Origin of the sequence: Bacillus sp. FSL K6-1006 (assembly GCF_038593175.1) — a bacterium.
Classification (GTDB): domain Bacteria; phylum Bacillota; class Bacilli; order Bacillales; family Bacillaceae; genus Bacillus; species Bacillus safensis.
On the sequence record NZ_CP151970.1, the window covers coordinates 966,104 to 986,669 of the forward strand.

Annotated in this window: 20 protein-coding genes; 10 read left to right on the forward strand and 10 right to left on the reverse strand. The window is 40.8% G+C overall.

Going from position 1 to position 20,566, the window contains the following annotated elements:
* Positions 1-171 precede the first annotated feature (171 nt).
* The 6 genes from NSS65_RS04840 to NSS65_RS04865 all read right to left on the reverse strand — a co-directional run bounded on the left by NSS65_RS04840 (position 172) and on the right by NSS65_RS04865 (position 5,547).
* Positions 172-375 carry an alpha/beta-type small acid-soluble spore protein gene (locus tag NSS65_RS04840; protein ID WP_024425744.1) on the reverse strand — a complete coding sequence of 68 codons (204 nt, stop codon included), beginning with the start codon at positions 373-375 and terminating at the stop codon, positions 172-174.
* 236 nt (positions 376-611) lie between these two features.
* Positions 612-1,718, reverse strand: a complete 1,107-nt coding sequence (gene ugpC, locus NSS65_RS04845; protein WP_251220776.1) for a sn-glycerol-3-phosphate ABC transporter ATP-binding protein UgpC — start codon at positions 1,716-1,718, stop codon at positions 612-614.
* Between the two features lie 143 nt (positions 1,719-1,861).
* Entirely contained in the window at positions 1,862-2,737 is an 876-nt protein-coding gene (locus NSS65_RS04850; RefSeq protein WP_061109616.1) for a helix-turn-helix domain-containing protein, read from the reverse strand.
* A 20-nt stretch (positions 2,738-2,757) separates the two neighbouring features.
* Positions 2,758-2,967 (reverse strand): YheE family protein, encoded by a 210-nt coding sequence (locus NSS65_RS04855; protein WP_003211787.1) that lies wholly within the window; start codon positions 2,965-2,967, stop codon positions 2,758-2,760.
* Positions 2,968-3,119: 152 nt separating this feature from the next.
* Positions 3,120-4,478 carry a YheC/YheD family protein gene (locus NSS65_RS04860; protein WP_061109617.1) on the reverse strand — a complete coding sequence of 453 codons (1,359 nt, stop codon included), beginning with the start codon at positions 4,476-4,478 and terminating at the stop codon, positions 3,120-3,122.
* Positions 4,435-5,547, reverse strand: a complete 1,113-nt coding sequence (locus NSS65_RS04865; protein ID WP_176967545.1) for a YheC/YheD family protein — start codon at positions 5,545-5,547, stop codon at positions 4,435-4,437. The genes NSS65_RS04860 and NSS65_RS04865 overlap by 44 nt, the downstream gene beginning before the upstream one ends.
* Before the next feature lie 215 nt (positions 5,548-5,762).
* Between NSS65_RS04865 and NSS65_RS04870 the strand changes: the two genes are divergently transcribed.
* The 5 genes from NSS65_RS04870 to NSS65_RS04890 all read left to right on the forward strand — a co-directional run bounded on the left by NSS65_RS04870 (position 5,763) and on the right by NSS65_RS04890 (position 11,654).
* The gene (locus NSS65_RS04870; RefSeq protein WP_326135015.1) at positions 5,763-6,896 is read left to right on the forward strand and encodes a DUF445 family protein; all 1,134 of its coding nucleotides are present in this window, start codon (positions 5,763-5,765) and stop codon (positions 6,894-6,896) included.
* A gap of 121 nt (positions 6,897-7,017) precedes the next feature.
* Positions 7,018-7,374: a YlbF family regulator gene (locus tag NSS65_RS04875; protein WP_024425750.1), complete on the forward strand. Its 357-nt coding sequence runs from the start codon at positions 7,018-7,020 to the stop codon at positions 7,372-7,374.
* 450 nt (positions 7,375-7,824) lie between these two features.
* A complete protein-coding gene (locus tag NSS65_RS04880; protein WP_039177545.1) occupies positions 7,825-8,691 on the forward strand; it encodes a Cof-type HAD-IIB family hydrolase in 867 nt (288 codons plus the stop codon).
* Between the two features lie 113 nt (positions 8,692-8,804).
* Positions 8,805-10,304: a coproporphyrinogen III oxidase gene (locus tag NSS65_RS04885; protein ID WP_034282220.1), complete on the forward strand. Its 1,500-nt coding sequence runs from the start codon at positions 8,805-8,807 to the stop codon at positions 10,302-10,304.
* Between the two features lie 75 nt (positions 10,305-10,379).
* Positions 10,380-11,654: a SidA/IucD/PvdA family monooxygenase gene (locus tag NSS65_RS04890; protein WP_081124166.1), complete on the forward strand. Its 1,275-nt coding sequence runs from the start codon at positions 10,380-10,382 to the stop codon at positions 11,652-11,654.
* A 37-nt stretch (positions 11,655-11,691) separates the two neighbouring features.
* Here the strand turns inward: NSS65_RS04890 and NSS65_RS04895 are convergent, their stop codons facing one another.
* The 3 genes from NSS65_RS04895 to NSS65_RS04905 form a co-directional block, all read right to left on the reverse strand.
* Entirely contained in the window at positions 11,692-12,915 is a 1,224-nt protein-coding gene (locus NSS65_RS04895; protein ID WP_111927074.1) for a cation:proton antiporter, read from the reverse strand.
* A 3-nt stretch (positions 12,916-12,918) separates the two neighbouring features.
* Complete coding sequence (locus tag NSS65_RS04900) at positions 12,919-13,416, reverse strand: cation:proton antiporter regulatory subunit (protein WP_024425442.1); 498 nt, start codon at positions 13,414-13,416, stop codon at positions 12,919-12,921.
* Between the two features lie 64 nt (positions 13,417-13,480).
* Entirely contained in the window at positions 13,481-13,807 is a 327-nt protein-coding gene (locus NSS65_RS04905; RefSeq protein WP_227001712.1) for a potassium:proton antiporter, read from the reverse strand.
* Between the two features lie 181 nt (positions 13,808-13,988).
* Here NSS65_RS04905 and NSS65_RS04910 point away from each other — a divergent pair, with 181 nt between their 5' ends.
* On the forward strand, positions 13,989-14,762 hold the full coding sequence (locus NSS65_RS04910) for an enoyl-CoA hydratase (RefSeq protein ID WP_111927076.1): 774 nt from the start codon (positions 13,989-13,991) through the stop codon (positions 14,760-14,762).
* A 31-nt stretch (positions 14,763-14,793) separates the two neighbouring features.
* Here the strand turns inward: NSS65_RS04910 and NSS65_RS04915 are convergent, their stop codons facing one another.
* A complete protein-coding gene (locus NSS65_RS04915; RefSeq protein WP_034282213.1) occupies positions 14,794-14,982 on the reverse strand; it encodes a YhzD family protein in 189 nt (62 codons plus the stop codon).
* A gap of 171 nt (positions 14,983-15,153) precedes the next feature.
* Here NSS65_RS04915 and NSS65_RS04920 point away from each other — a divergent pair, with 171 nt between their 5' ends.
* The 4 genes from NSS65_RS04920 to NSS65_RS04935 all read left to right on the forward strand — a co-directional run bounded on the left by NSS65_RS04920 (position 15,154) and on the right by NSS65_RS04935 (position 20,529).
* A complete protein-coding gene (locus tag NSS65_RS04920) occupies positions 15,154-16,368 on the forward strand; it encodes a DNA repair exonuclease (RefSeq protein WP_034282212.1) in 1,215 nt (404 codons plus the stop codon).
* Between the two features lie 16 nt (positions 16,369-16,384).
* Positions 16,385-19,171 carry an AAA family ATPase gene (locus NSS65_RS04925; RefSeq protein ID WP_034282211.1) on the forward strand — a complete coding sequence of 929 codons (2,787 nt, stop codon included), beginning with the start codon at positions 16,385-16,387 and terminating at the stop codon, positions 19,169-19,171.
* Between the two features lie 62 nt (positions 19,172-19,233).
* Positions 19,234-20,181, forward strand: coding sequence for a 3'-5' exoribonuclease YhaM (yhaM, locus tag NSS65_RS04930; RefSeq protein ID WP_024425447.1), 948 nt, complete (start codon positions 19,234-19,236; stop codon positions 20,179-20,181).
* Positions 20,182-20,298: 117 nt separating this feature from the next.
* The gene (locus NSS65_RS04935; RefSeq protein ID WP_034282326.1) at positions 20,299-20,529 is read left to right on the forward strand and encodes a sporulation YhaL family protein; all 231 of its coding nucleotides are present in this window, start codon (positions 20,299-20,301) and stop codon (positions 20,527-20,529) included.
* The last annotated feature ends 37 nt before the right edge of the window (positions 20,530-20,566 follow it).

Below are 20,566 nucleotides of genomic sequence, written 5' to 3' on the forward strand. Positions count from 1 at the left end.
TAATAGAGAGATACCTACAAATTGTAAAAGTTCAAAGTTCATACCAGAAATAATGTCCATGAAGATCCGCTCCTTTCTACTACATGATATGAGCTGAAAGGAGTTTGGTGAGGGATAAAAACAAAAAAAGAAGACACCATAAGAGGTGCCTTCTATGATCCAAATATGAAATTAAGCTTTTGTTCCGCCAAGGTTTTGTTGAGCGAAAGACACAAGACGTTTTGTAATTTCTCCACCAACTGAACCGTTAGCACGAGATGTTGTTTCTGCTCCAAGGTTTACACCAAATTCAGAAGCGATTTCGTATTTCATTTGATCGATCGCTTGCTCTGCTCCAGGAACTAGTAATTGGTTTGAACTATTAGAATTTGCCATGATGTGATTCTCCTTTTTGTATATGTTTTGTTTTTTTGGTTGGGTTTGCTGGAATCGCACCAGCGAAATGATCAAGTCATTTGCCACTTGGCGAAACCCAATGCAGTAACTGCTTTGTACTAAGTATTATGGTTATTTCCGAAAAAAACATACGAGAAAAGAACATGGTAAATGTTGTGTTAACATACAAAAAACCATCACCCAATGATGAGTGATGGCGCTGCTTATATATCTTCTTATTCTGCTGAGCGGATGCGCAGCTCCGTGTCTGAATCAAAGAAATGGGCTTTGTTCATATTAATCGCAAGAGGGATAGACTGTCCGGCCTGTACATCGGTACGAGAATCAACACGTGCAATAAACGATTGACCATCGATAGAAGAATAAAGCATCGTTTCTGCTCCCATTAATTCAGCTACTTCTACATCAGCATTAATTTTTGTGCCTTCAGACGCCTCTATAAATACTGGTTCATCGTGAAAATCTTCTGGTCTGATGCCTAAAATGACATCCTTTCCAATATAGCCTTGGCTGCGTAATACTTTCATTTTTCCTTCTGGTACACGAATATGAGTTTTTCCAACCGCAATGGCACCGTCTGAGAGCTTTCCTGTGAAAAAGTTCATCGCAGGTGAGCCGATAAACCCACCTACAAACACATTCTCTGGGTTTTCATATACATCTTTCGGCGCTCCAACCTGTTGAATAAATCCATCTTTCATGACAACAAGGCGGGTTGCCATTGTCATGGCTTCAGTCTGATCATGTGTCACATAGATAAATGTCGTTTGCAGACGCTGATGAAGCTTAGAAATTTCAGCACGCATCTGAACACGGAGTTTTGCATCTAAATTAGAAAGCGGCTCATCCAAAAGAAAAACCTTTGCATCACGTACAATTGCTCTGCCAAGTGCAACACGCTGCCTTTGACCGCCAGACAGTGCTTTTGGTTTCCTGTCTAAATATTGCTCAAGCCCTAATATTTTAGCGGCATTTCGAACCCGCTCATCAATTTCTGCTTTCGGAAACTTCCGAAGCTTTAATCCAAAAGCCATATTATCGTACACATTCATATGAGGATATAATGCATAGTTTTGGAAAACCATTGCGATATCCCGGTCTTTCGGTGCTACATCATTCATCCGTTTTCCATCTAACAAAAAGTCTCCTTGTGAAATTTCTTCAAGACCTGCAATCATGCGAAGGGTTGTTGATTTTCCGCAGCCTGATGGACCAACAAACACAATAAATTCTTTATCTTCTATATGTAGATTAAAGTTGTCTACTGCTGTTACCTTGTTATCGTACACTTTATAAATTTGATTCAGCATCATTTCAGCCATTAGCTGTCAGCCTCCCCAGTCCCTCTTTTTTGAAAGCGCTTTACTAGTAAATAAAGTGTATAAAATGAGGAAGAGTCTGTAAATGGACAACGTGCACAACATCCTATTTTCATTTTTGGGCAGGGTGCTCATGTCTTCGTTCTTTATGAAAGATCGAGTAGAATCATCATCAAATAAGCAGCTGATGCTTCTGGAAAATGTCGTATATCTAGACCAGTGCGCTCAATAAATTTATCAATTCGATATTGAAGACTGTTTCTGTGAACATATAACGCTTTTGCTGCCTTGGATGCGTTTAAATTACATTGCATATAGGTCATGAGAGTGCGATAAACATCCCGGTCAAAGACCGCTTCTTTAAAAGCATCTGAAATAGCGTGAGAGAGTGCAGATGCATCATAACAAATGAACGATGGCAGGCATTGATAAAATGTGGCAGCCCCTGATCTAAGCTTTTCTCGCTGCAGATGGCATAAAAAGAGCTGTTGTTCATTTAATAACCTCATCTGTAAATGGTCATTAGGCAAATGCAGCTGTCCTTGCATAAAGACTGAGTCTGTTAAAAAATCACTTGTAATAGCCAGAGACAAATCATTTAACTGATCTAATTGACTGTTTTCTGATGTGGCGTTTGGTTGAATCAACATAGCTGTTTCAGGGCCTGTCCATATGAAATGAGTATGTTCGAGGCTGTTATTCACAGCCTCTTTTATTTGCTGTCTTTGTTCTTCTTGATGGATCATTTGAAAATAATAAACACGGACGGGATGTTGGACAGTTAGTGGTTTGTTTTCAAAAAGATAGCTGAACCATTTTTGTTCATCTTCGGTCTGCGCTTTTTGAAACAGATCAATTGGTGTAAGAAAAGAGTTGAGAAGAAGTGTTTCTCTTTCTGAAAGCTCCGATTTGTTTACTCCAAATATTTCACCTTCTTCTGTTTGATACCAAAGAATTTGTTTGTCATGAGTAGGTGTGCTGATGATATGGTCTCCGTAAACAAGTTTTAATTTTTCTAACATGGCGGGGCTCCTTAATCAGTTTAATCATAGACATGGAACAGCATTAATTCGTGGATTTCTTCTTTTAAAGTTGGTTCTACTTCATGGGGCGGAAGCTGAGAGCCCCATTCAATGTCACCTGTTTTGTGGTAGATGCCTTCATAGTGCGCACCGTTGTGGAAAAAGGATATTTTCCAGCCTGGCAATTGTGCTTTCTTAAAAAGGGGTTTCCATTGAAAATGAGAAATCATATCATCATTGCCTCCTTGCTTTTATTGATGTAACAATAAACAAACACGACAACACGGAAACAACCTTGAACTTGATTTTATTGTATCTCATCTCATGAAAAGAGCATAGAAAAAGCATAGATTTAAGAGCACTGACATGTGACAAAAAAGCGTCAGTAGACGTTCGCGTGATCTGAAGTTGTGAGTGCCGTTTTTGAAAGGTAAGATGCGTAATCCATGATACTTTTCCCAATCATCCATTCTGATTTTTTCAAAGAGACATGCTGGAAAATCTCTCGGCCAGGGCGAGAATTAGCTTCAAACATCCAAATTGCACCTGTTTGATCAATGCCTAAGTCAAAACCGATTTCACCGATATGCCCGGACATTTTTTTATCTATCACCTGGCTGAGCATGATGGCAGTATGAGAAAGCTGCTGTAAAATCTGCAAACGTTTCTTTTCTTCTGGAAAGACAGCATAAAGTGTTTTCACCGTTCCCCCGTGTAACTGGTGAGTCGTGATGTTATGATCTCCAGAAACCTTTGCTGCTGCTGCTGTGACTGTCCAATCACCTTCTTTATTTTTATTCGTATGAACTCTGAAATCCATCGGTTGATTGTCTATTTGAAGGAGCTCAATTCTTTGTTGTGCAATAAATTCATGAATTGCATGATCTTTTCGCAGCTTTTGAACAAACTGATCTATTGAATCATATGGAATAGACCTTCCCGAATTTGAGTATACAGTGATTCCGTGATTTTCCTTCTTTAACTGATAAATACCGTCTCCATGACTTCCGTTTATCGGTTTTAAGTATATAATTTGATGCAGGTGGAGAAGTGTTTCAATTTTAATTAGAGCGTCCACGGGATCTAATTGTACAGAATGTGGGAGTAAGGACCATGTTTTTTCATCTGTTAATAGCTGTTCATGAATCTCCCATTTATTAAAAAAGTAAGGATTGAACCAAGGGATATCATAGTCTTGAGTGAGTTTTCGCTTCGTTTCTTGTATGAGTGCCGACTGAGCAGCTTTTCTATTTGGAAGCCGGTCATAAATGACTGACGGAAGGGGAAGTTGTTTTTTAACCCATGAATCTTGGTGGTACAACAGTCCTTCTACAATTCCTTTTTCCCAATCAATCGAATGTGACCCAAAAAGATAGGCAAAACCAGGATGCTGCCTGAAAGAGTGCAGCAGTTTGATAAAAAATTCTGATCTCGTTCCCAATGGCTGTGTACTTTGCTCAAAACCCGCAGTGAAAATGCCCATCAACGGCCCTATAAAAAGTGTATGGTCAATGATGATCACATCAGCTTTTGATGGGTAAGGAATCAGTAATCCTCTGTATAGATCTTCAGATAATAAAATTTTATTTGGATGCAGATGATAGGAAATGTTGAAGCCATCTACTAAACGGGACCCTAGAGCAAGAGAATAGATGGCATCTTTCTGTTTATAATGGACGGGAAGATGAATTGTTTTTTCACTTGTGAGGTGTGGGGCGATGATGCAGCGATTTCTGTTCATAAGAAACCTCCTTCGGTTGAGACTTTATCGTTTGCGCATGTTCAAGAATGGTACGAATCAATTGGTGTTCCTTCTCAGGGTAAGCTTTTAAAAAAGCGGACCGCCCTGGCTTTGATCTGATATTTGATATGAAAAGTCTGCCTTCACTTGAATGAAGTAAGTCTACTGCGAATTCAAAGCAAGGAGAGTAAGTTTTATCTATATAAGCTGGGATTGATGCCTGAATGGATGCAATATCATCTAAAAGGAGCTCCTTGATGTGTGGCTGCAATGTATTTAGATAGTGTTCAAAGCCTATCACAGGAGCTGATTTTTGTGTATGACTTAAAAGACTATTTTCTGCAGGTGATTTTGTGTGAATTCCCATGCGTTTCCATTGATTTTGTGAATCTTTCATAAGGAAAATCTTGATTTCATTGAATAAAATTTCTTTTTGATCATTCGTGTTGAAAAATTGAAGAAAATACCGGCCTGCATATTTTTTGCACCAGCGCTCCAGCTCTGACGTACGAGAAAATGTAATGGTTTGATTGGAACTTAGCTGAACGGTAAATGTTGATTTGCCATCAAAGGAAATGAAGTAAGTAGATGCTGCATGCTGATGGGAGAGAGGCTGCATTCTACAATAATCGCCAGCCCCGCACTCCCTTACCATATTGATCAGGTCTGAGGGCTCTTTTAATATAAAGCAGCCAGGTAAATATGGCTGTAAAGCAGAGCGGAGACGGAGCTGCTCAAATAGCACCATTTTATTTGAAATGCCGGTATTCAAAAAATTTGTTTTTGGATATTTTTTTAGCCATTCCATGATGGGTTTTGCTTTTTTAGATAGTGCGTCATGCCGGTAAAGACATCGGTCATAAATCAAGTCGGGAATCGGAAATTGTGCGTCGGCAAACCCTTGGCCATTCGTATATGTTTGGCCTTGTATCAAATTTGAAGCCGGCTTTAAATCAAATGGTGTAAAACGAACAACCACTAAACGATAAGAAGAGGCAGCTTTGGCGAGCTGCCGTGTGAATGCCTCTTCATACTGCGGAGAAAGGCTCACAATACCTAATGTTGTCATTAAAAAACACCTTCTTTTCAACTTCTTTTTTTTACCATCACAAAAACATTTTTTTATGATTTTACATAAAGCTTACGCTCCTTTATCATTACGACAGATCGCTTGATCATATGTCTCGCTGCATGCTTCATTTGCTTGGGAACTAGACAACAACTATAATACGTATAGATCAAAACAATAAACCTCGGGTGTTGTTTGAAAGGTAGATGACGACTTTGAATATATTCACAACGTTTATCTTTATGATTGTTATCGGCGCAGTCATAGGAGCAGCGACAAACCATCTTGCAATTAAAATGCTTTTTCGGCCTTATAAGCCATATTACTTATTCGGAAAACAGCTTCCATTTACACCAGGGCTTATCCCTAAAAGAAGAGACGAAGTAGCCAAGCAGGTTGGTGTCATGGTTATGGAGCATTTGCTCACGCCAGAAGGTATTCAAAAGCGATTTGAATCATCGGATGCAAAGCAGGAGATCCTGCGTACAGTCCATCAATATATTGACAAAGGCGCAAATATGCAGATCACCGTATTCTCCCTGCTAGAAAAATTCGGCGTTACAGAGGCTGATGTCAAAGCAGATAGATGGCTCCATCAGTGGTCTGACCAGAAGCTCGCTTCATTGCTTGAAACATATAACGAGCAAACTTTATCTGAATTGCTCCCGGTAGAAGTGGAAACCAAAATATCATCAAAAATTCCAGATGCAGCAGATTATATTTTAAAGAGAGGCATTCATTATTTTGAAAGTGATGAAGGCAAAGCCAGGCTTGGCAATATGATTGATGATTTCTTAAAAGAACGGGGAATGCTTGGCAGTATGGTCCAAATGTTTCTAGGGAATTCAAGCTTAATTGACCGTGTGCATCCAGAAATTATCAAGTTCTTAAGGAATGCAGAAACAAAAAGATTTTTATCAGATTTACTTGTTCAAGAATGGGACAAGGTGAAGCTATTTTCTCTTCATGAGCTTGATGAAAAATGGAATGTGAAGGAACTTATTTTTAGTGTGAAAAATCAATTGCTTTCTCATTTCTCTACAAAGCTGATATTAGACAAACCAGTTGGAACATATGTCAGTGCTGTAGCGGATGACCTTAAAACACATTTTGCGCCAGTGTTGATTGATAAGGGGATCGAAGCGGCTTCAAATGCTTTAGAGAGTCTGCTTGCAAAGCTGCAATTTGAAGATATCATTCGTGAACAAATTGAACTTTTCCCGCTTGAAAAAATGGAAGAGCTTGTAGTCAGCATCTCTAATAAGGAGCTGAAGATGATAACATTTCTAGGCGGTCTTTTAGGCGGGATGATTGGTGCTATCCAGGCTGTTTTTGTGGCGCTATTCTAAGACAAGCTATAGAAATTTTAATGAATTCATTGTATATATGTGAAACGAAAGCCATAGTTTGTTATAGTGGAGTGGTGTCCGCCGATCATATCGGTGATAACGGATAGAAAGGAGACATAACATGTCTGTAAATCTTTATGATGTTGCATATGACCTTGAAAAAGCATTGCGTCATAGCGAAGAATATTCAACTTTAAGAAATCTTTATGATGAGGTAAACGCGGATGAGTCCTCTAAAAGAATGTTTGAGAACTTCCGTGACATTCAAGTAAACCTTCAACAAAAACAAATGACTGGTCAAGAGATCACACAAGAAGAAGTGGAGCAAGCTCAAAAAACAGTTGCGCTTGTTCAGCAGCACGATAAAATCTCTCAGTTGATGGAAGCAGAACAACGTGTGAGTGTTCTTATCGGTGAATTAAATAAAATTATCATGAAGCCACTTGAAGAGCTTTATGGGAATCCAGAAGAAAACTAATGGAAAGGGCGATGTCATTCGCCCTTTTTTGTTTTATCTTTTCTCCTCAATATCTTTTAAAAAAAGGTTGTCGAAGCACATAAATTCTGCGATAATACTTATATTGAAAGTGCTTTCAAAAGGCGCTCTCAAGGGACAATTGGGTGCGTTTCACTTGGGATTTATGGCGTGAGCCAAACGAGAGAGAAGCGCTTCTGGGAGAAACGCAAAGCATCATAAGGGGATCTGATATAAGCAATGCTTTGGTGTGTAAATGATAAGGGGATCATGGGGAGCTTCATCACTCCATTGTAACGCATCCAAACCATACATAAAAAAAAGCCTAGGGGTAGGCTTTTTTTATTTATCCATCTATTCATAACCTGGGGCTCTTTCAACTGCATGTTCTAAAGCACCAAGCTAGGGCATATCCTCATCGTAAGTACAGTCATCAAGAAGGGGGATGCCTCAGTGTCAAAAAAACTACTTGCACTCAATATAGATGGGACGTTACTTCGTTCCAATGGTAAAATCCATTCTGCTACAAAAGAAGCTGTGGAATATGTAAAGAAAAAAGGGGTTTACGTGACGATTGTCACCAACCGGCATTTTCGTTCCGCTCAAAAAATTGCCAAGGCGTTAAAGATTCCAACATCAACCCTTGTGACGCATAGTGGTGCATTTATCGCCGATAAACTCGATGAGCCGCTTCATGTGAAAAAATTAACGGAAGAAAAGACTTTTAATCTTGTGCAAATCCTTGAAAGCTTCGATTGTAATGTCCGCTTGCTGCATGAAAAATTCTCGATCGGCAACCGGAAAAAAACGCAGTCTCAGCTGATGGGAAAGACGCTCATTCATCCGTCTGATCCAATTTTCTATCCTGTCCAATTTGTTGAATCGTTAAGTGATATGCTGATGGATGAACCAGTCAGTACACCAGTGATTGAAGTATATTCGACCGCGGAGCTTCAGCCTGAGATTCACAGGACCATTCAACAAGCATTCCCATCTGTTGATCTTATTAGGATCAGTGATGAGAAAATGAATATTGTATGCAAAGGGGTTTCGAAGGAAGCGGGACTTTCTCTTTTAACCTCTGCACTCGGTTTTACTTTAGAAGATACGGTCGTCATTGGTCATGGAACAGATGACATTCCAATGCTTGAATTGGCTGGTTTAGGTGTTGCTATGGGAAATGCCCCCAATGATGTCAAGCGTAAAGCCGATTGGGTGACGCGCTCGCATGATGAACAGGGTGTGGCTTATATGATCAAGGAATACTTTAGAATGCAGCAAAGAGAAGGATTTTTGCATCAATTCGATATTAAGAGATAATACAGTGAAGGCCCTGTCAATCAAGAAATGACAGGGCCTTCGTCTGTTCCCTTCATTGCTTTTCCTACATGAATTTTGTAAAATGAAACAAGTTTGAAGATAAAGGTGATATGATGCGAATTTTAATTAAAGGGCTGTCAGATGAACGATTTCATCGCCCGCTTGTCAATATAGCCAATTTATTTGAAGAAGATAGTGAAGTGATGTTTGATCCAAGTGAATTGGATGATGGTTTGGTCATGGTATTTAACTGGAAGGAAGAAAATGGCATGGTGGAAGCATCTGGTCATATCGATGGATCAGACATCACCAGTCGTTTTTCGCGGGATGTCCCAGAGAGCTTGAACGATAAGGAGCGCTGGAAACAAATCAAAAACACAGTGCTGTCTGTTTATTTACACTTGCTTCAGGAGCACACAGGAATGACACAAAAGTGGGGCATTCTCACAGGAATACGTCCTACGAAATTGCTTCATAAGATGCTGAGAGAAGGCATGTCAAAGGAAGATGCACATGCGGCATTAAAGCGTGATTACTTGATTCATGATGAAAAAATCAATTTGATGCAGGAGATTGTCGATCGTCAGCTTCAAGCCATTCCAGATCTGTATGACCTTCAGCAGGAAGTGAGTATTTATATTGGTATTCCTTTCTGCCCCACAAAATGTGCTTACTGCACGTTCCCTGCTTACGCCATTAAAGGACAAGCTGGCAGAGTGGGAACGTTTTTGTTTGGTCTGCATTATGAAATGCAAAAAATGGGCGCATGGCTAAAAGAACACGGGATCAAAGTGACGACCGTTTACTTTGGCGGAGGCACGCCAACGAGCATTACAGCGGAAGAAATGGATTTGCTGTATGAAGAAATGTACCGCTCGTTCCCAGATGTGAAGCATATACGGGAAGTGACTGTCGAAGCAGGGCGTCCTGATACGATTTCGCCTGATAAGCTAGAGGTGCTAAACCGCTACAATATTGACCGGATTAGCATTAACCCGCAATCGTATGAGAATGAAACACTAAAGGCTATTGGCCGGCATCATAGTGTCGAAGAAACGATTGAAAAGTATCACTTATCAAGACAGTACGGCATGAATAATATCAATATGGACTTAATCATTGGATTGCCGGGAGAAGGGCTCAAAGAATTTCAGCACTCCTTGCAGCAGACTGAAGAGCTCAAGCCTGAATCTTTAACCGTGCATACACTCTCCTTTAAAAGAGCATCTGAAATGACGCGCAATAAGGAGAAATATCAAGTAGCCGACCGAGAAGAAATCACACGTATGATGGATGAAGCGGTCACTTGGACGAAAGCACATCATTATCACCCATATTATTTATATAGACAAAAAAATATTTTGGGGAATCTTGAAAATGTCGGGTATTCATTAGATGGACAGGAAAGTTTGTATAATATTATTATCATGGAAGAAGTACAGACAATCATTGGCATTGGATGCGGTGCAGCAAGTAAATTCATTGATCCACGATCAGGAAAAATTACGCAGTATGCCAATCCAAAAGATCCAAAATCGTATAATGACCGCTATGAACACTATACAGAAGAGAAAATTCAATTCCTTGAATCATTATTTGTTTCTCACGTTTAAACACTGCGATGACGCAGTGTTTTTTTCATTTGTAAAAGGGTATATAAGTGATAAAAAGTTAAAGCAGGTGTACATATGATAGATGTGATCGGAATTGGGATTGGGCCCGCCAATTTAGGGTTGGCCGCTTTGTTAGAGGAGTATGAGGATGTCTCATGCTGTTTTTTTGAACAAGAGTCTGAGTTTGCCTGGCATCCTGGTATGCTGATCAAAGGAACGGATTTGCAAGTTTCCTTTTTAGCAGACCTTGTCACAATGGCGAATCCAAGGAGCAGGTATACATTTTTAAATTATTTACATGAAGCAAATAGACTTCACCGGTTCTATACATTTGAACAGTTTGATATCCCGCGGAGAGAATTCAATGAGTATTTATCATGGGTGGCAGGAGAATTAGACAGCTGTCAGTTCGGGATGAAGGTAGAAGAAGTGACGGACTGCCAAGAAGGCTACCTTGTGAAAGTCAGACGGCTGAACGATGGATCGCTTTCTGAATATCGTGCAAAGCATGTCGTGTTAGGCACAGGAAGCAAACCAATGATTCCAGTCGATGTGCCTGAAGCAGCATACCCATATGTGACCCATAGCAGCCGTTATTTAGATCAGCAGAAAGCACTTCATGAAGCTGAGTCGGTGGCGGTGATCGGCTCAGGGCAGAGTGCAGCTGAAATTTTCTTAGACCTGCTTCAGCATCAAAAGAAAGGACAGCAGCTTTCATGGTTTACGCGTTCTAGTGAATTTAGAGAGCTGGAGACGGCAGAACTTGGCCAAGAGCTTTTTACACCAAAGTATGTCGAGTATTTTCATTCGCTTCCTTATGAAGAACGTATGAACACATTGCCCAGACTGACAGGATTAAGAAATGGCATCGATGCATCAACGCTTTCGCGCATTTATCAGGAGTTGTATCATCGCTCCGTTTCAGGTGAAGAGCCATCTGTGCTCATTCAGCCAATGACCGAGCTTGAAGCGATTCAAAGAGGAGAGCATCAGCCTTTGGAGCTGCATCTCAAGCAGTGGCAGCTGAAGAAAGAAAAAAGCATAACTGTAGATCACGCTGTATTGGCTACAGGATACACACCGAATATTCCTGAATGGTTTAGCGCATATGAACCTTTGATTGAATGGGAAAGTGATGAGCATTTTAAAGTGACAGACGACTTCAGGCTTGTGTTCAAAGACAAGCGTTCAAATCATTTCTTTACATTCACGAATCTTGATCATTCTCATGGAACAGCGGCGACCAATTTGAAACTATCGATTTACCGCAACCAGAAAGTCATTCGAACCATTCGCGGTGTCGAGGAAGCGCCAGTCAAGCAAGAAACTGCATTTCAGCAATTTGAATAAAACATAGAAAAGGGCCCAAGCATAGGGCCCTTTTTCATTAGATCGTCGTTTCTTTTTTTACTTTTGGTTTTTCAGGTTTCCATTTGAAGATTTTGTTTAGGATTTGATAGATTTTCTTAGATTCTTTCGTTACGAGCGGTCCTAAGATCGCAAGGATTAAGACATACAATGCAGCAAAGGGCTTCAAAGTAGCGGCAAGTCCGCCGGCAATGCCAAGCTCGGCAACAATGATTGAAAACTCTCCTCTTGATACGATGGTTAATCCAATATTAGAAGAGGCTTTATGAGAAAATCCAGCTCTCCGTCCAGCGAACATTCCGGCAGTGAAGTTCCCAATTAAGGTAAGAATCACAGCGCCGATCGCAAGCCAGAAGGCATCATCCAATGTAAACGGATCGATACTGAGACCAAAGCTGAAAAAGAACATCGCTCCAAAGAAATCTCTAAACGGAACCACGAGATGCTCGATGCGGTCTGAGTGCTCTGTTTCTGAGAAAACAAGACCAAGTAAGAGAGCTCCAATAGCCTCTGCTACATGAATCGTTTCTGAAAAACCAGCGACAAAGAACAAAGCGGCAAAAATCACAATGATGAACACTTCGTTCGAACGGATATCAAACAACTTATTTAATAGTTTTGGCAGCTTCCGCGCAATGATAAAGAAAAGCATCATATAACCAAAAGCGATTAAAATCGATAATAAGGCACCGCCAACAGTAGTGGCATCTCCAAGGACAAGACCTGATACGACGGATAAATAAACGGCAAGGAAAATATCCTCAAACATAATAATCCCTAGAATTAACTCTGTTTCAGGATTCGCCGTTCGTTTCAAATCGACAAGGACCTTGGCCACAATGGCACTTGATGAAATGGTGATCACCCCTGCCATAATGAGAACCTCAAGGAATCCAAACCCTGTGATAAAACCGTAGAGCAGTCCTAAGCTGAAGTTGATCAAAATATAAATAGATCCGCCGACTGCAATAGATTTACCCGATTTAATGAGTTTTCCGACAGAGAACTCAAGCCCAAGATAGAAAAGAAGGAACAGGACGCCCATTCTGCCAAAAAACGAAATAATCTCCGTGCTTTCGATAAATTTCAAATCAATGATCCCGATAGTTGGAGCATGCGGCCCAACAATCATTCCGAGGACAATGAGAAAAGGGATGATAGAAAATTTAATTTTATTGGCGATTAAGCTGGCGATGGCGATAAGAATTAGCGCCGTCCCAACTTCAAAGACTAAATGATCCATTCATCACTCTCCCCCTCTAGAAAGAAAATCACGTACCAATCGCTTCAAGTGTTTTCTTTCGCCCGAAATGACCATCGTATCATTTGCTTGAATAATCGAATCGGCACCAGGGTTGAGTAATTTTTCATTTGTATGTTTAATGATCGCAATCACGGTGACTTCATAATTTTGTCTCACATCTAAATCACCGAGTGTATGTCCAACCGCTTTTGCACCTTTTTCCACTTTAAACCATTCAATGATCAAGTCGTTGAAGGCCATTTCAATGGTTTCTAGTGCCTGCGGTTTATACACCATACCGCCGATAATAGCAGCGATTTGCCGGGATTCAGCATCATCGAGTGAAATGGTAGACAGCACTTCATCTGGATCATCATCGTCAAAACGATAAATTTCCCGTCTGCCATCATCATGAATCACAATCGTCATCTTTTCTCTATTTCTCGTTTCAATTTCAAATTTCTTTCCGATCCCAGGAAGATCATTTTCTTTAATGTTCATTTTATCCCTCCGAATTTGATAGGCTGTGTTTTTCAAATAGTAAATGCGGATGAAATAAAATGAATCAGTAGAGGTAATTAGATTGATACATAACGGGGATCGCACACTTCATTTCCAAAAAACATAGATCAATGGACAATGCAGCTGATGGGGCAGGCTTTGGCAGAAAAGTCTTGGCATACGCCCTTGATAATCTGTCCTTCAACAGAATGGATGAAGCATGTTTTTTTGAAAATGAAGGTGTCTTCACAGCATTGATTTCTTCATCATAAATGGATGGAGAAATCAGGCTAGGTATACTCGCTTCTGCCTGTGAAGCAAAAACGACATTTGAAAAAGGAGAAAACATGACGATGAAGCTAACCAATATCATGATGGAACATCTGATCAATCATCCTCCTCCTTTCAAATTTATTTTCTTTCTTTTTTTACTATATAAAAATATATTTCTTGTTTCAATCATTATGCTTATTTTAGTATCAATTGATCTTGAAATTTTTTATTTAGAGAAAAAGGTTTTACATGATGAAAATGGAAGTAAGTGATGAGCTTTTAAAAGAAGAGGGGGATGGATGATGACATATATCAATTGTCAGTTAGACGGGGATGTTTTTGAAATCGTTTTCAATAGGCCTGAAGCTTATAATTCTTTTCATGTGGACATGTTTGCTGAATTCAAAGAAGCATGTGATGCAGCGGAGGAAAGCAGTGCAAAAGTCGTTGTCATCAAGGGAGCGGGAAAAGGATTCTCAGCAGGCGGAGATATTGGGATGATGCTCAAGCAGGAAAGTGAAGAAGATTTCTATCGTGTGATGGATTTGATCGAGGGAATTACACTTTCTCTAGCTAGTATGAAAAAAGTGACGATTGCGCTTGTTCACGGGTCAGCAGCAGGCCTCGCTTTTAGCTTTGCTCTAAGCTGTGACTACTTGTTTATGCATCAGGATGCAAAACTCGCCATGAATTTTAATGGAGTAGGATTAATTCCAGATGGCGGGGGGCATTTTTTCCTCACAAAAAGAGTGAGTGAGCAAACCGCTAAACAATTGATTTGGAGCGGACAAAAGCTGCCGGCTGAAGAAGCGTTAAAGCTGCGCCTTGCAGACGGGGTGTTCCAGGATGAGGTCGATACGTATCAAAAAGTGTGTGTGAAGCCATTTATGAACATGCCGCTTCAAGCCTTTATCGAAACAAAGATGATCTATTTCCAGCAGTCAGAATCAAAGCTCTTAGCAGTTCTTCAAAAAGAGAGAGCAGCACAGGCAAGACTGAGAAAAAGTCATGATCACAAGGAAGGTATACAGGCCTTTTTAGAAAAAAGACGTCCTGTCTTTCAAAAAGCATAAATGAACATGATGCCGGCGAAAGCCGGCTTTTTTAACGTTCAAATAAAAGCAGCTTTCCTGCTTGATCAACGAGTCGATGAGAATGCTTTGTGTATTGCTGTTCCATTAAGCGATGACGTCCTAATTCCTTTGCTTTCTCGTCACCATCCGCTGTGATTTTTTCATTTAATAAAGTCTCACCCGACCGGTCAAATACGGTTAAAAAGTATGTCTTCTCCATTCCTCATCTTCCTTTCTTCTGTTTTTAATGTAATTAAACATGGAATAAGACAAAACCTCTTTTTTAGCCCTTAAAAATGTGTTTTTTAGAAGAAGAGTGATAGAACGTGCATTCGTAAAAATGGCATGATAAAATATGGACAATGACAGTATCGGACAAGGAGATAGACGTTTGACTAAGCTCACCTTTATTCATGCCGCAGATTTACATTTAGACAGTCCATTTGCAGGAATGTCGACTATACCTAGTTCTATATTTAAGCGGCTCAAAGAAAGTACATTTCAAAGTGCTAAGAACATCTTTGATCTCGCCGTTGCGCGGGAGGTAGACTTTGTGCTGCTGAGCGGTGATTTATTTGATGAATCCAATCGCAGCTTAAAAGCACAGCTGTTTTTAAGAAATCAGTTTGTAAGACTGCAAACGCACGGGATTGAAGTCTTTATTATTTATGGGAATCATGATCATTTAGGCGGTGAATGGACACCGATTGAGTGGCCCGAGAATGTACATGTCTTTTCGAGCAGTACACCAAGTGAGCACTCCTATTATCGAGGGGATCAGCTTGTCGCGAGTATTTATGGGTTTAGCTACAAAGAGCGGGCTGTATATGAAAATATGACATCTCATTATGTCAAAACAACAGATGCTGCCTATCACATTGCGATGCTTCACGGCACATTAGCCGGACAAGAAGGACATGATGCATATGCCCCATTTCAGCTTCAGCAGCTCATAGCACAGGATTTTGATTATTGGGCGCTTGGACATATACATAAAAGAGCCCTTCTGCATGAAGACCCATATATAATTTATCCTGGTAATGTGCAGGGCAGACATATAAAAGAAACGGGAGAAAAAGGCTGTTACTTGATTCACCTCTCCGAAGATTCACGGGCAGCGGATTTTATCAGCTGTGCAGATATCATCTTTGAGAAACTGGCAATAGACATCACAGAAACAACTCATATGACGGATCTTGTCACACTTGTGGAAGGCAAAATCAATGAGCTGAAAGAGGAAGGCATTCCTCATTTTGTGAGAATTGAATTGACAGGTGATGCGCCTTCTTACTTTGAGCATACGCAGCTTGAGGTCCTCGAAGAGCTGATGACTGTTTTTCATGAGCAGGAGGAAGATGAAGATGTGTTTGTTTGGGTGATGTCAATTGATTGCCGAACAAACGAGGATGTGATTGATCCAGAAGATTCCTTTTTGAAGGAACTAACGGCAGAAATTGCACAGTTTGAGTCATATGAAGAGCTGCTTTCACCGATCAAGCGTCACCCAACCTACAGGAAGTCAGGAAAAGCGCTCACAAAAGAGGATGAAGTGGATATAAAAGAAGAGGCACAAAGGCTGCTGACGGAACAGCTGAAGCAATTATGAGAAAAGGAGAGGTATGATGAAAATACGTTCACTCCATATAGCGAATTTCGGGAAATTTTCAAATCGAACCTTTCACTTTTCTGATGACGGTTTTCAGCTAGTTTACGGCCTGAATGAATCGGGGAAAACGACATTGAAGGCATTTATTGAGTCGATGTTATTTGGTTTTTCAAAAAACAAGATATACAAGCCGAAACAAGGATCTTTCTATGGCGGCTCCCTCACTTGCTTAGATGAGGAGTTAGGTGTCATTCACATTGAGAGATCGTCCGATCGAGGCGGTCAAACGCAGGTGTTTTTACCGAATGGTGAAGTGAAAGATGAAGCATTTCTACGAACTCTTTTAAAGGGAACAGATCGCAGATTATTCCAATCAATCTATTCATTTGATGTGTTTGGACTGCAAAATGTCCAAGCCTTAAACGAAGATCAAATCGGTGAATTTCTCCTTTTCTCAAGTTTATTTGGCTCAGATGCTGCCTCCAAGATGGATAGCAGGCTGCTTAAGCAGCAGGAGCAGCTGTTTAAACCAAATGGACGCAAGCCGGAATTAAACCAGCAGCTTGATCGTTTAAAAGAGCTGGCTGCCCAGCTGAAACAAGCTAGATTGGCAGAAGGCCGTTATACAGAAAAAAAACGGGAGCATTCTGAATTCATAGAGACGATCACAGCGCTTCAAAAGGAAATGAAGCAGACAGAAGAACAGATTCAGCAGTTAAACGAACACATTCGACTTTATCCCATGTTAGAGAAGAAGATGGAGTTAAAAAAAGAATTAGCCCGTTATCCAGAACGAGTCAAACGCTTTAGAGCAGAAACAGAGCATGAATTGGATAAATTAGAATCACACCATCACCCGAAAAAGGCTCAAATGACTGCACTAAAGCAAAAATTAGATCATTTGCAAACCTCGCTGGCACAAGTTCAACCGCTTTATGACAAGGATACATTACTGGAGATGAAGCGTGTCGTTGATGAATCTTCTCATGCTGAACGTGTCAAAAACCGCTTAGCTGAATGTAAAGCAGAACGTGATTCATTGAAACAAAAAATGGACGAAGCCGCAGCGAAGCTGAAGTGGCAGCGTTCAGTCAAGCTTGAGCAGATTGACGACTCCCTTGAATTTGAGTGGGAATTAAAGGAGGCTGTCAGCCACTACGTTCGTTTAATGGACAGAAAGGCACAGCTGGATGACCGGTTTGATCATGCAAGACATGAGCTGGAAGAAGCGGAAACCGCTTTAAAAGGATTAAAGGAACAGCAGGCCAAATCGCACAGTTCAGTGGAAGCTGGGGAAACAAGAGCAAAAGAGAAACAGGTTCATTCCCGGGCGTGGTTATTCCCTGTGATGGTGATATTTGATGCTGCATTTCTGCTTGTCCTTTTCTTTTTAACAGAGTGGTGGGTTACTTTCTTATTTGCAGGGTTTTCTGTTTTTGTCTTCTTTGCTATTTACCCATTTTTGAAATCGACACAGGTGAAACAGGGAAGCGGCGGGGGAACATTCGATTCCTTCCAAGTACAGGCAGCTTCAGCTGAAACGCTTGTGAGGCAGAAGGAGCTTTTGTACGAAAGGATCATCCGGCAATATGAAGACTGGGAGCAGGAGCTGGAACCTGTCCAGCAGCAAGTAGAGGAAAAGAAAAAACAGCTGGGCTTGTCCTCAGAGCTTTCTTTCCTAGTAGAAGCCTTCCTTATCCTGAAGCAATTAAAAACGAATACAGCGGGATATGAGGAGCTTAGCCGGGAAATAGACGAGCTTGCCGGCCAGCAGTCCAATTATGAGCAAAGGGTGGAAGCGTTAAGCAGTCTTCTGCAGCGAAAGGAAGGCACCATTCAAGAGAACATCTCGGCCTTTCAAGAGATATTGAAAGATGAGGCGAAAAGAGAAAAAGAACGTCAGACATTGGATGTATCGATTCAACATGTGAAACAGCAGATCACGACGCTGGAAGGGGAAATTGACTATTACGAAAAACAAATGGACGCGCTTTTTCGCCAAGTAGAGGCAGAGTCCAAAAAAGATTACCAAATTCTTTCTCATCTATCGAAAGAATATCGGGAACGGCTTTCCCATTTGCAGCAGCTGAATCAAGAGCTGCATAGAAGCGGCTGCTTTGATGAGGAAGAATCGATTGTTCGTAAAGGATTGCGCCTTCTTGAAGAAGAGTGTGCGGAAGCAAAGCAGCACCTGAATAACATACAATCGAATGCGGCGAATATGGAAAAACGTCTGGCAGAACGAGCAGTGGAAATCCGGCAAATAGAAGCTTCAGGTACGGTGTCTGATTTGACTCATCAGCTTTCAGCTGAGCAGGAGCATGCAAAGCACCTTGCGAAAAAATGGGCGGCGATTCAGCTTGTCCGCTCCGTCATTCGAGAAAAATTGAATGAACATAAAGAAAAAAGGCTGCCAGCACTGCTGCAAACAGCTTCCCGCTTTATTCAGCCGTTAACGAATGATCGATATGAAGCCATTTTATTTTCACCAGAGGATGACCGGCTGATCGTGAAAAGGATGGATGGACGAATATTCCGCCCAGACGAGCTCTCGCAAGCAACCTGTGAACAAGTCTATCTGGCCATTCGTTTTGCACTCGCCTTGTCTCATCAGCAGGAATGTCAGCTTCCGTTTATGATGGATGACAGCTTCGTTCATTTTGATCATGTTCGTCTAGGAAGAGTGCTGGAATTGATGAATGAACTCACGCGTTTTGAAACACAGCTGTTTTATTTTACCTGTCATCAGCATATGGCGCAGGCTGCAAAAGATGGACAGATTACGAGTTTAGCAGTTGAATGATTGACAAATAATGACTTATGTTATACTTATATGAGCAGAAACATGGAAGGAGCTTTTATTGAATGGCTAAAGGGATCATGACCTATGATGTCGGCGAACAAGTTGACCTGCATTTATTAATTAAATCATCTACTAAAGGAATTGCAAGTAATGGCAAACCATTTTTAACGCTCATTCTTCAAGATCAAAGTGGAGATATTGAGGCAAAACTATGGGATGCAAAGCAGAATGATGAAATCACCTATGGACCGCAAACCATCGTGAAGGTAGTAGGCGACATTCATCATTATCGCGGGAGGAATCAGCTGAAGCTTAGGAATATACGCCCTGTTGCTGAAAACGAGCAAATTCGAATTGATGACTTTCTCGAAACAGCTCCTATTCCAAAACACGATATGATGGATACGATTATGCAATATATCTTTGATATGAAAAACCCTAATATTCAGCGTGTTACAAGGCATTTGCTGAAGAAATATGGACAGGAATTTGCTGATTATCCAGCAGCGACAAAAAATCATCACGAATTTGTCTCTGGACTCGCCTACCACGTCGTGTCTATGCTGCATTTAGCAAAATCCATTGTTGACCTATATCCATCACTAGATCGAGATCTTTTATATTCAGGTATCATTCTTCATGATTTAGGGAAAGTCAAAGAGCTTTCGGGCCCAGTCTCCACGACATATACTGTGGAAGGGAATTTAATTGGCCACATTTCCATTATGGTGACAGAAATTGCGAAAGCTGCGGAAGAGCTTAGCATTGATTCAGAGGAAATTCTTATTTTACAGCACTTAGTCCTGAGTCATCATGGAAAAGGAGAATGGGGCAGCCCGAAACCACCAATGGTAAAAGAAGCTGAAATTCTCCACTATATTGATAATTTAGATGCGAAAATGAACATGATGGATCGTGCGCTTGAGCATGTGAAACCAGGAGAATATACAGAACGTATTTTTGCACTTGAGAATCGTTCGTTTTATAAACCAACCTTCCATCACGAATAATCATGTCAAAACGTCCGTTTATGCGGGCGTTTTTTTTCATAACTTGTCTTCTTTTCGCATAAGCATGTAACACAAAGGAAGAGAGGAATGTCCTTAAGAAAAGGAGGCGATGAAAAAATGTTGTTTTTTCCGTGGTGGGTGTATGCATGTATCATCGGCATTATTTTCTGTGCGTATAAATTAATGACAACAGCCAAAGAGGAGCAAGAGATTGATCAATCCTTTATTGAAAAGGAAGGAGAAATTTTTATCGAGCGAATGGAACAGGAAAGAGAGCGCAGACGTCAGGATCAGCAGGTGAAAAGATCGCAGGATACTGCGGGACATGAAGATCATTCGATTGCTTAATCTCGTCATACAAAAACCCCTCTGCACGATGACGGCA

Bases quoted from the DNA above. Each gene is read 5' to 3' on its own strand.
- NSS65_RS04840 (WP_024425744.1), bottom strand. From the start codon at position 375: ATGGCAAATTCTAATAGTTCAAACCAATTACTAGTTCCTGGAGCAGAG.
- ugpC (WP_251220776.1), bottom strand. From the start codon at position 1,718: ATGGCTGAAATGATGCTGAATCAAATTTATAAAGTGTACGATAACAAG.
- NSS65_RS04850 (WP_061109616.1), bottom strand. From the start codon at position 2,737: ATGTTAGAAAAATTAAAACTTGTTTACGGAGACCATATCATCAGCACA.
- NSS65_RS04855 (WP_003211787.1), bottom strand. From the start codon at position 2,967: ATGATTTCTCATTTTCAATGGAAACCCCTTTTTAAGAAAGCACAATTG.
- NSS65_RS04860 (WP_061109617.1), bottom strand. From the start codon at position 4,478: ATGAACAGAAATCGCTGCATCATCGCCCCACACCTCACAAGTGAAAAA.
- NSS65_RS04865 (WP_176967545.1), bottom strand. From the start codon at position 5,547: ATGACAACATTAGGTATTGTGAGCCTTTCTCCGCAGTATGAAGAGGCA.
- NSS65_RS04875 (WP_024425750.1), top strand. From the start codon at position 7,018: ATGTCTGTAAATCTTTATGATGTTGCATATGACCTTGAAAAAGCATTG.
- NSS65_RS04885 (WP_034282220.1), top strand. From the start codon at position 8,805: ATGCGAATTTTAATTAAAGGGCTGTCAGATGAACGATTTCATCGCCCG.
- NSS65_RS04890 (WP_081124166.1), top strand. From the start codon at position 10,380: ATGATAGATGTGATCGGAATTGGGATTGGGCCCGCCAATTTAGGGTTG.
- NSS65_RS04895 (WP_111927074.1), bottom strand. From the start codon at position 12,915: ATGGATCATTTAGTCTTTGAAGTTGGGACGGCGCTAATTCTTATCGCC.
- NSS65_RS04900 (WP_024425442.1), bottom strand. From the start codon at position 13,416: ATGAACATTAAAGAAAATGATCTTCCTGGGATCGGAAAGAAATTTGAA.
- NSS65_RS04910 (WP_111927076.1), top strand. From the start codon at position 13,989: ATGATGACATATATCAATTGTCAGTTAGACGGGGATGTTTTTGAAATC.
- NSS65_RS04915 (WP_034282213.1), bottom strand. From the start codon at position 14,982: ATGGAGAAGACATACTTTTTAACCGTATTTGACCGGTCGGGTGAGACT.
- NSS65_RS04925 (WP_034282211.1), top strand. From the start codon at position 16,385: ATGAAAATACGTTCACTCCATATAGCGAATTTCGGGAAATTTTCAAAT.
- yhaM (WP_024425447.1), top strand. From the start codon at position 19,234: ATGGCTAAAGGGATCATGACCTATGATGTCGGCGAACAAGTTGACCTG.
- NSS65_RS04935 (WP_034282326.1), top strand. From the start codon at position 20,299: ATGTTGTTTTTTCCGTGGTGGGTGTATGCATGTATCATCGGCATTATT.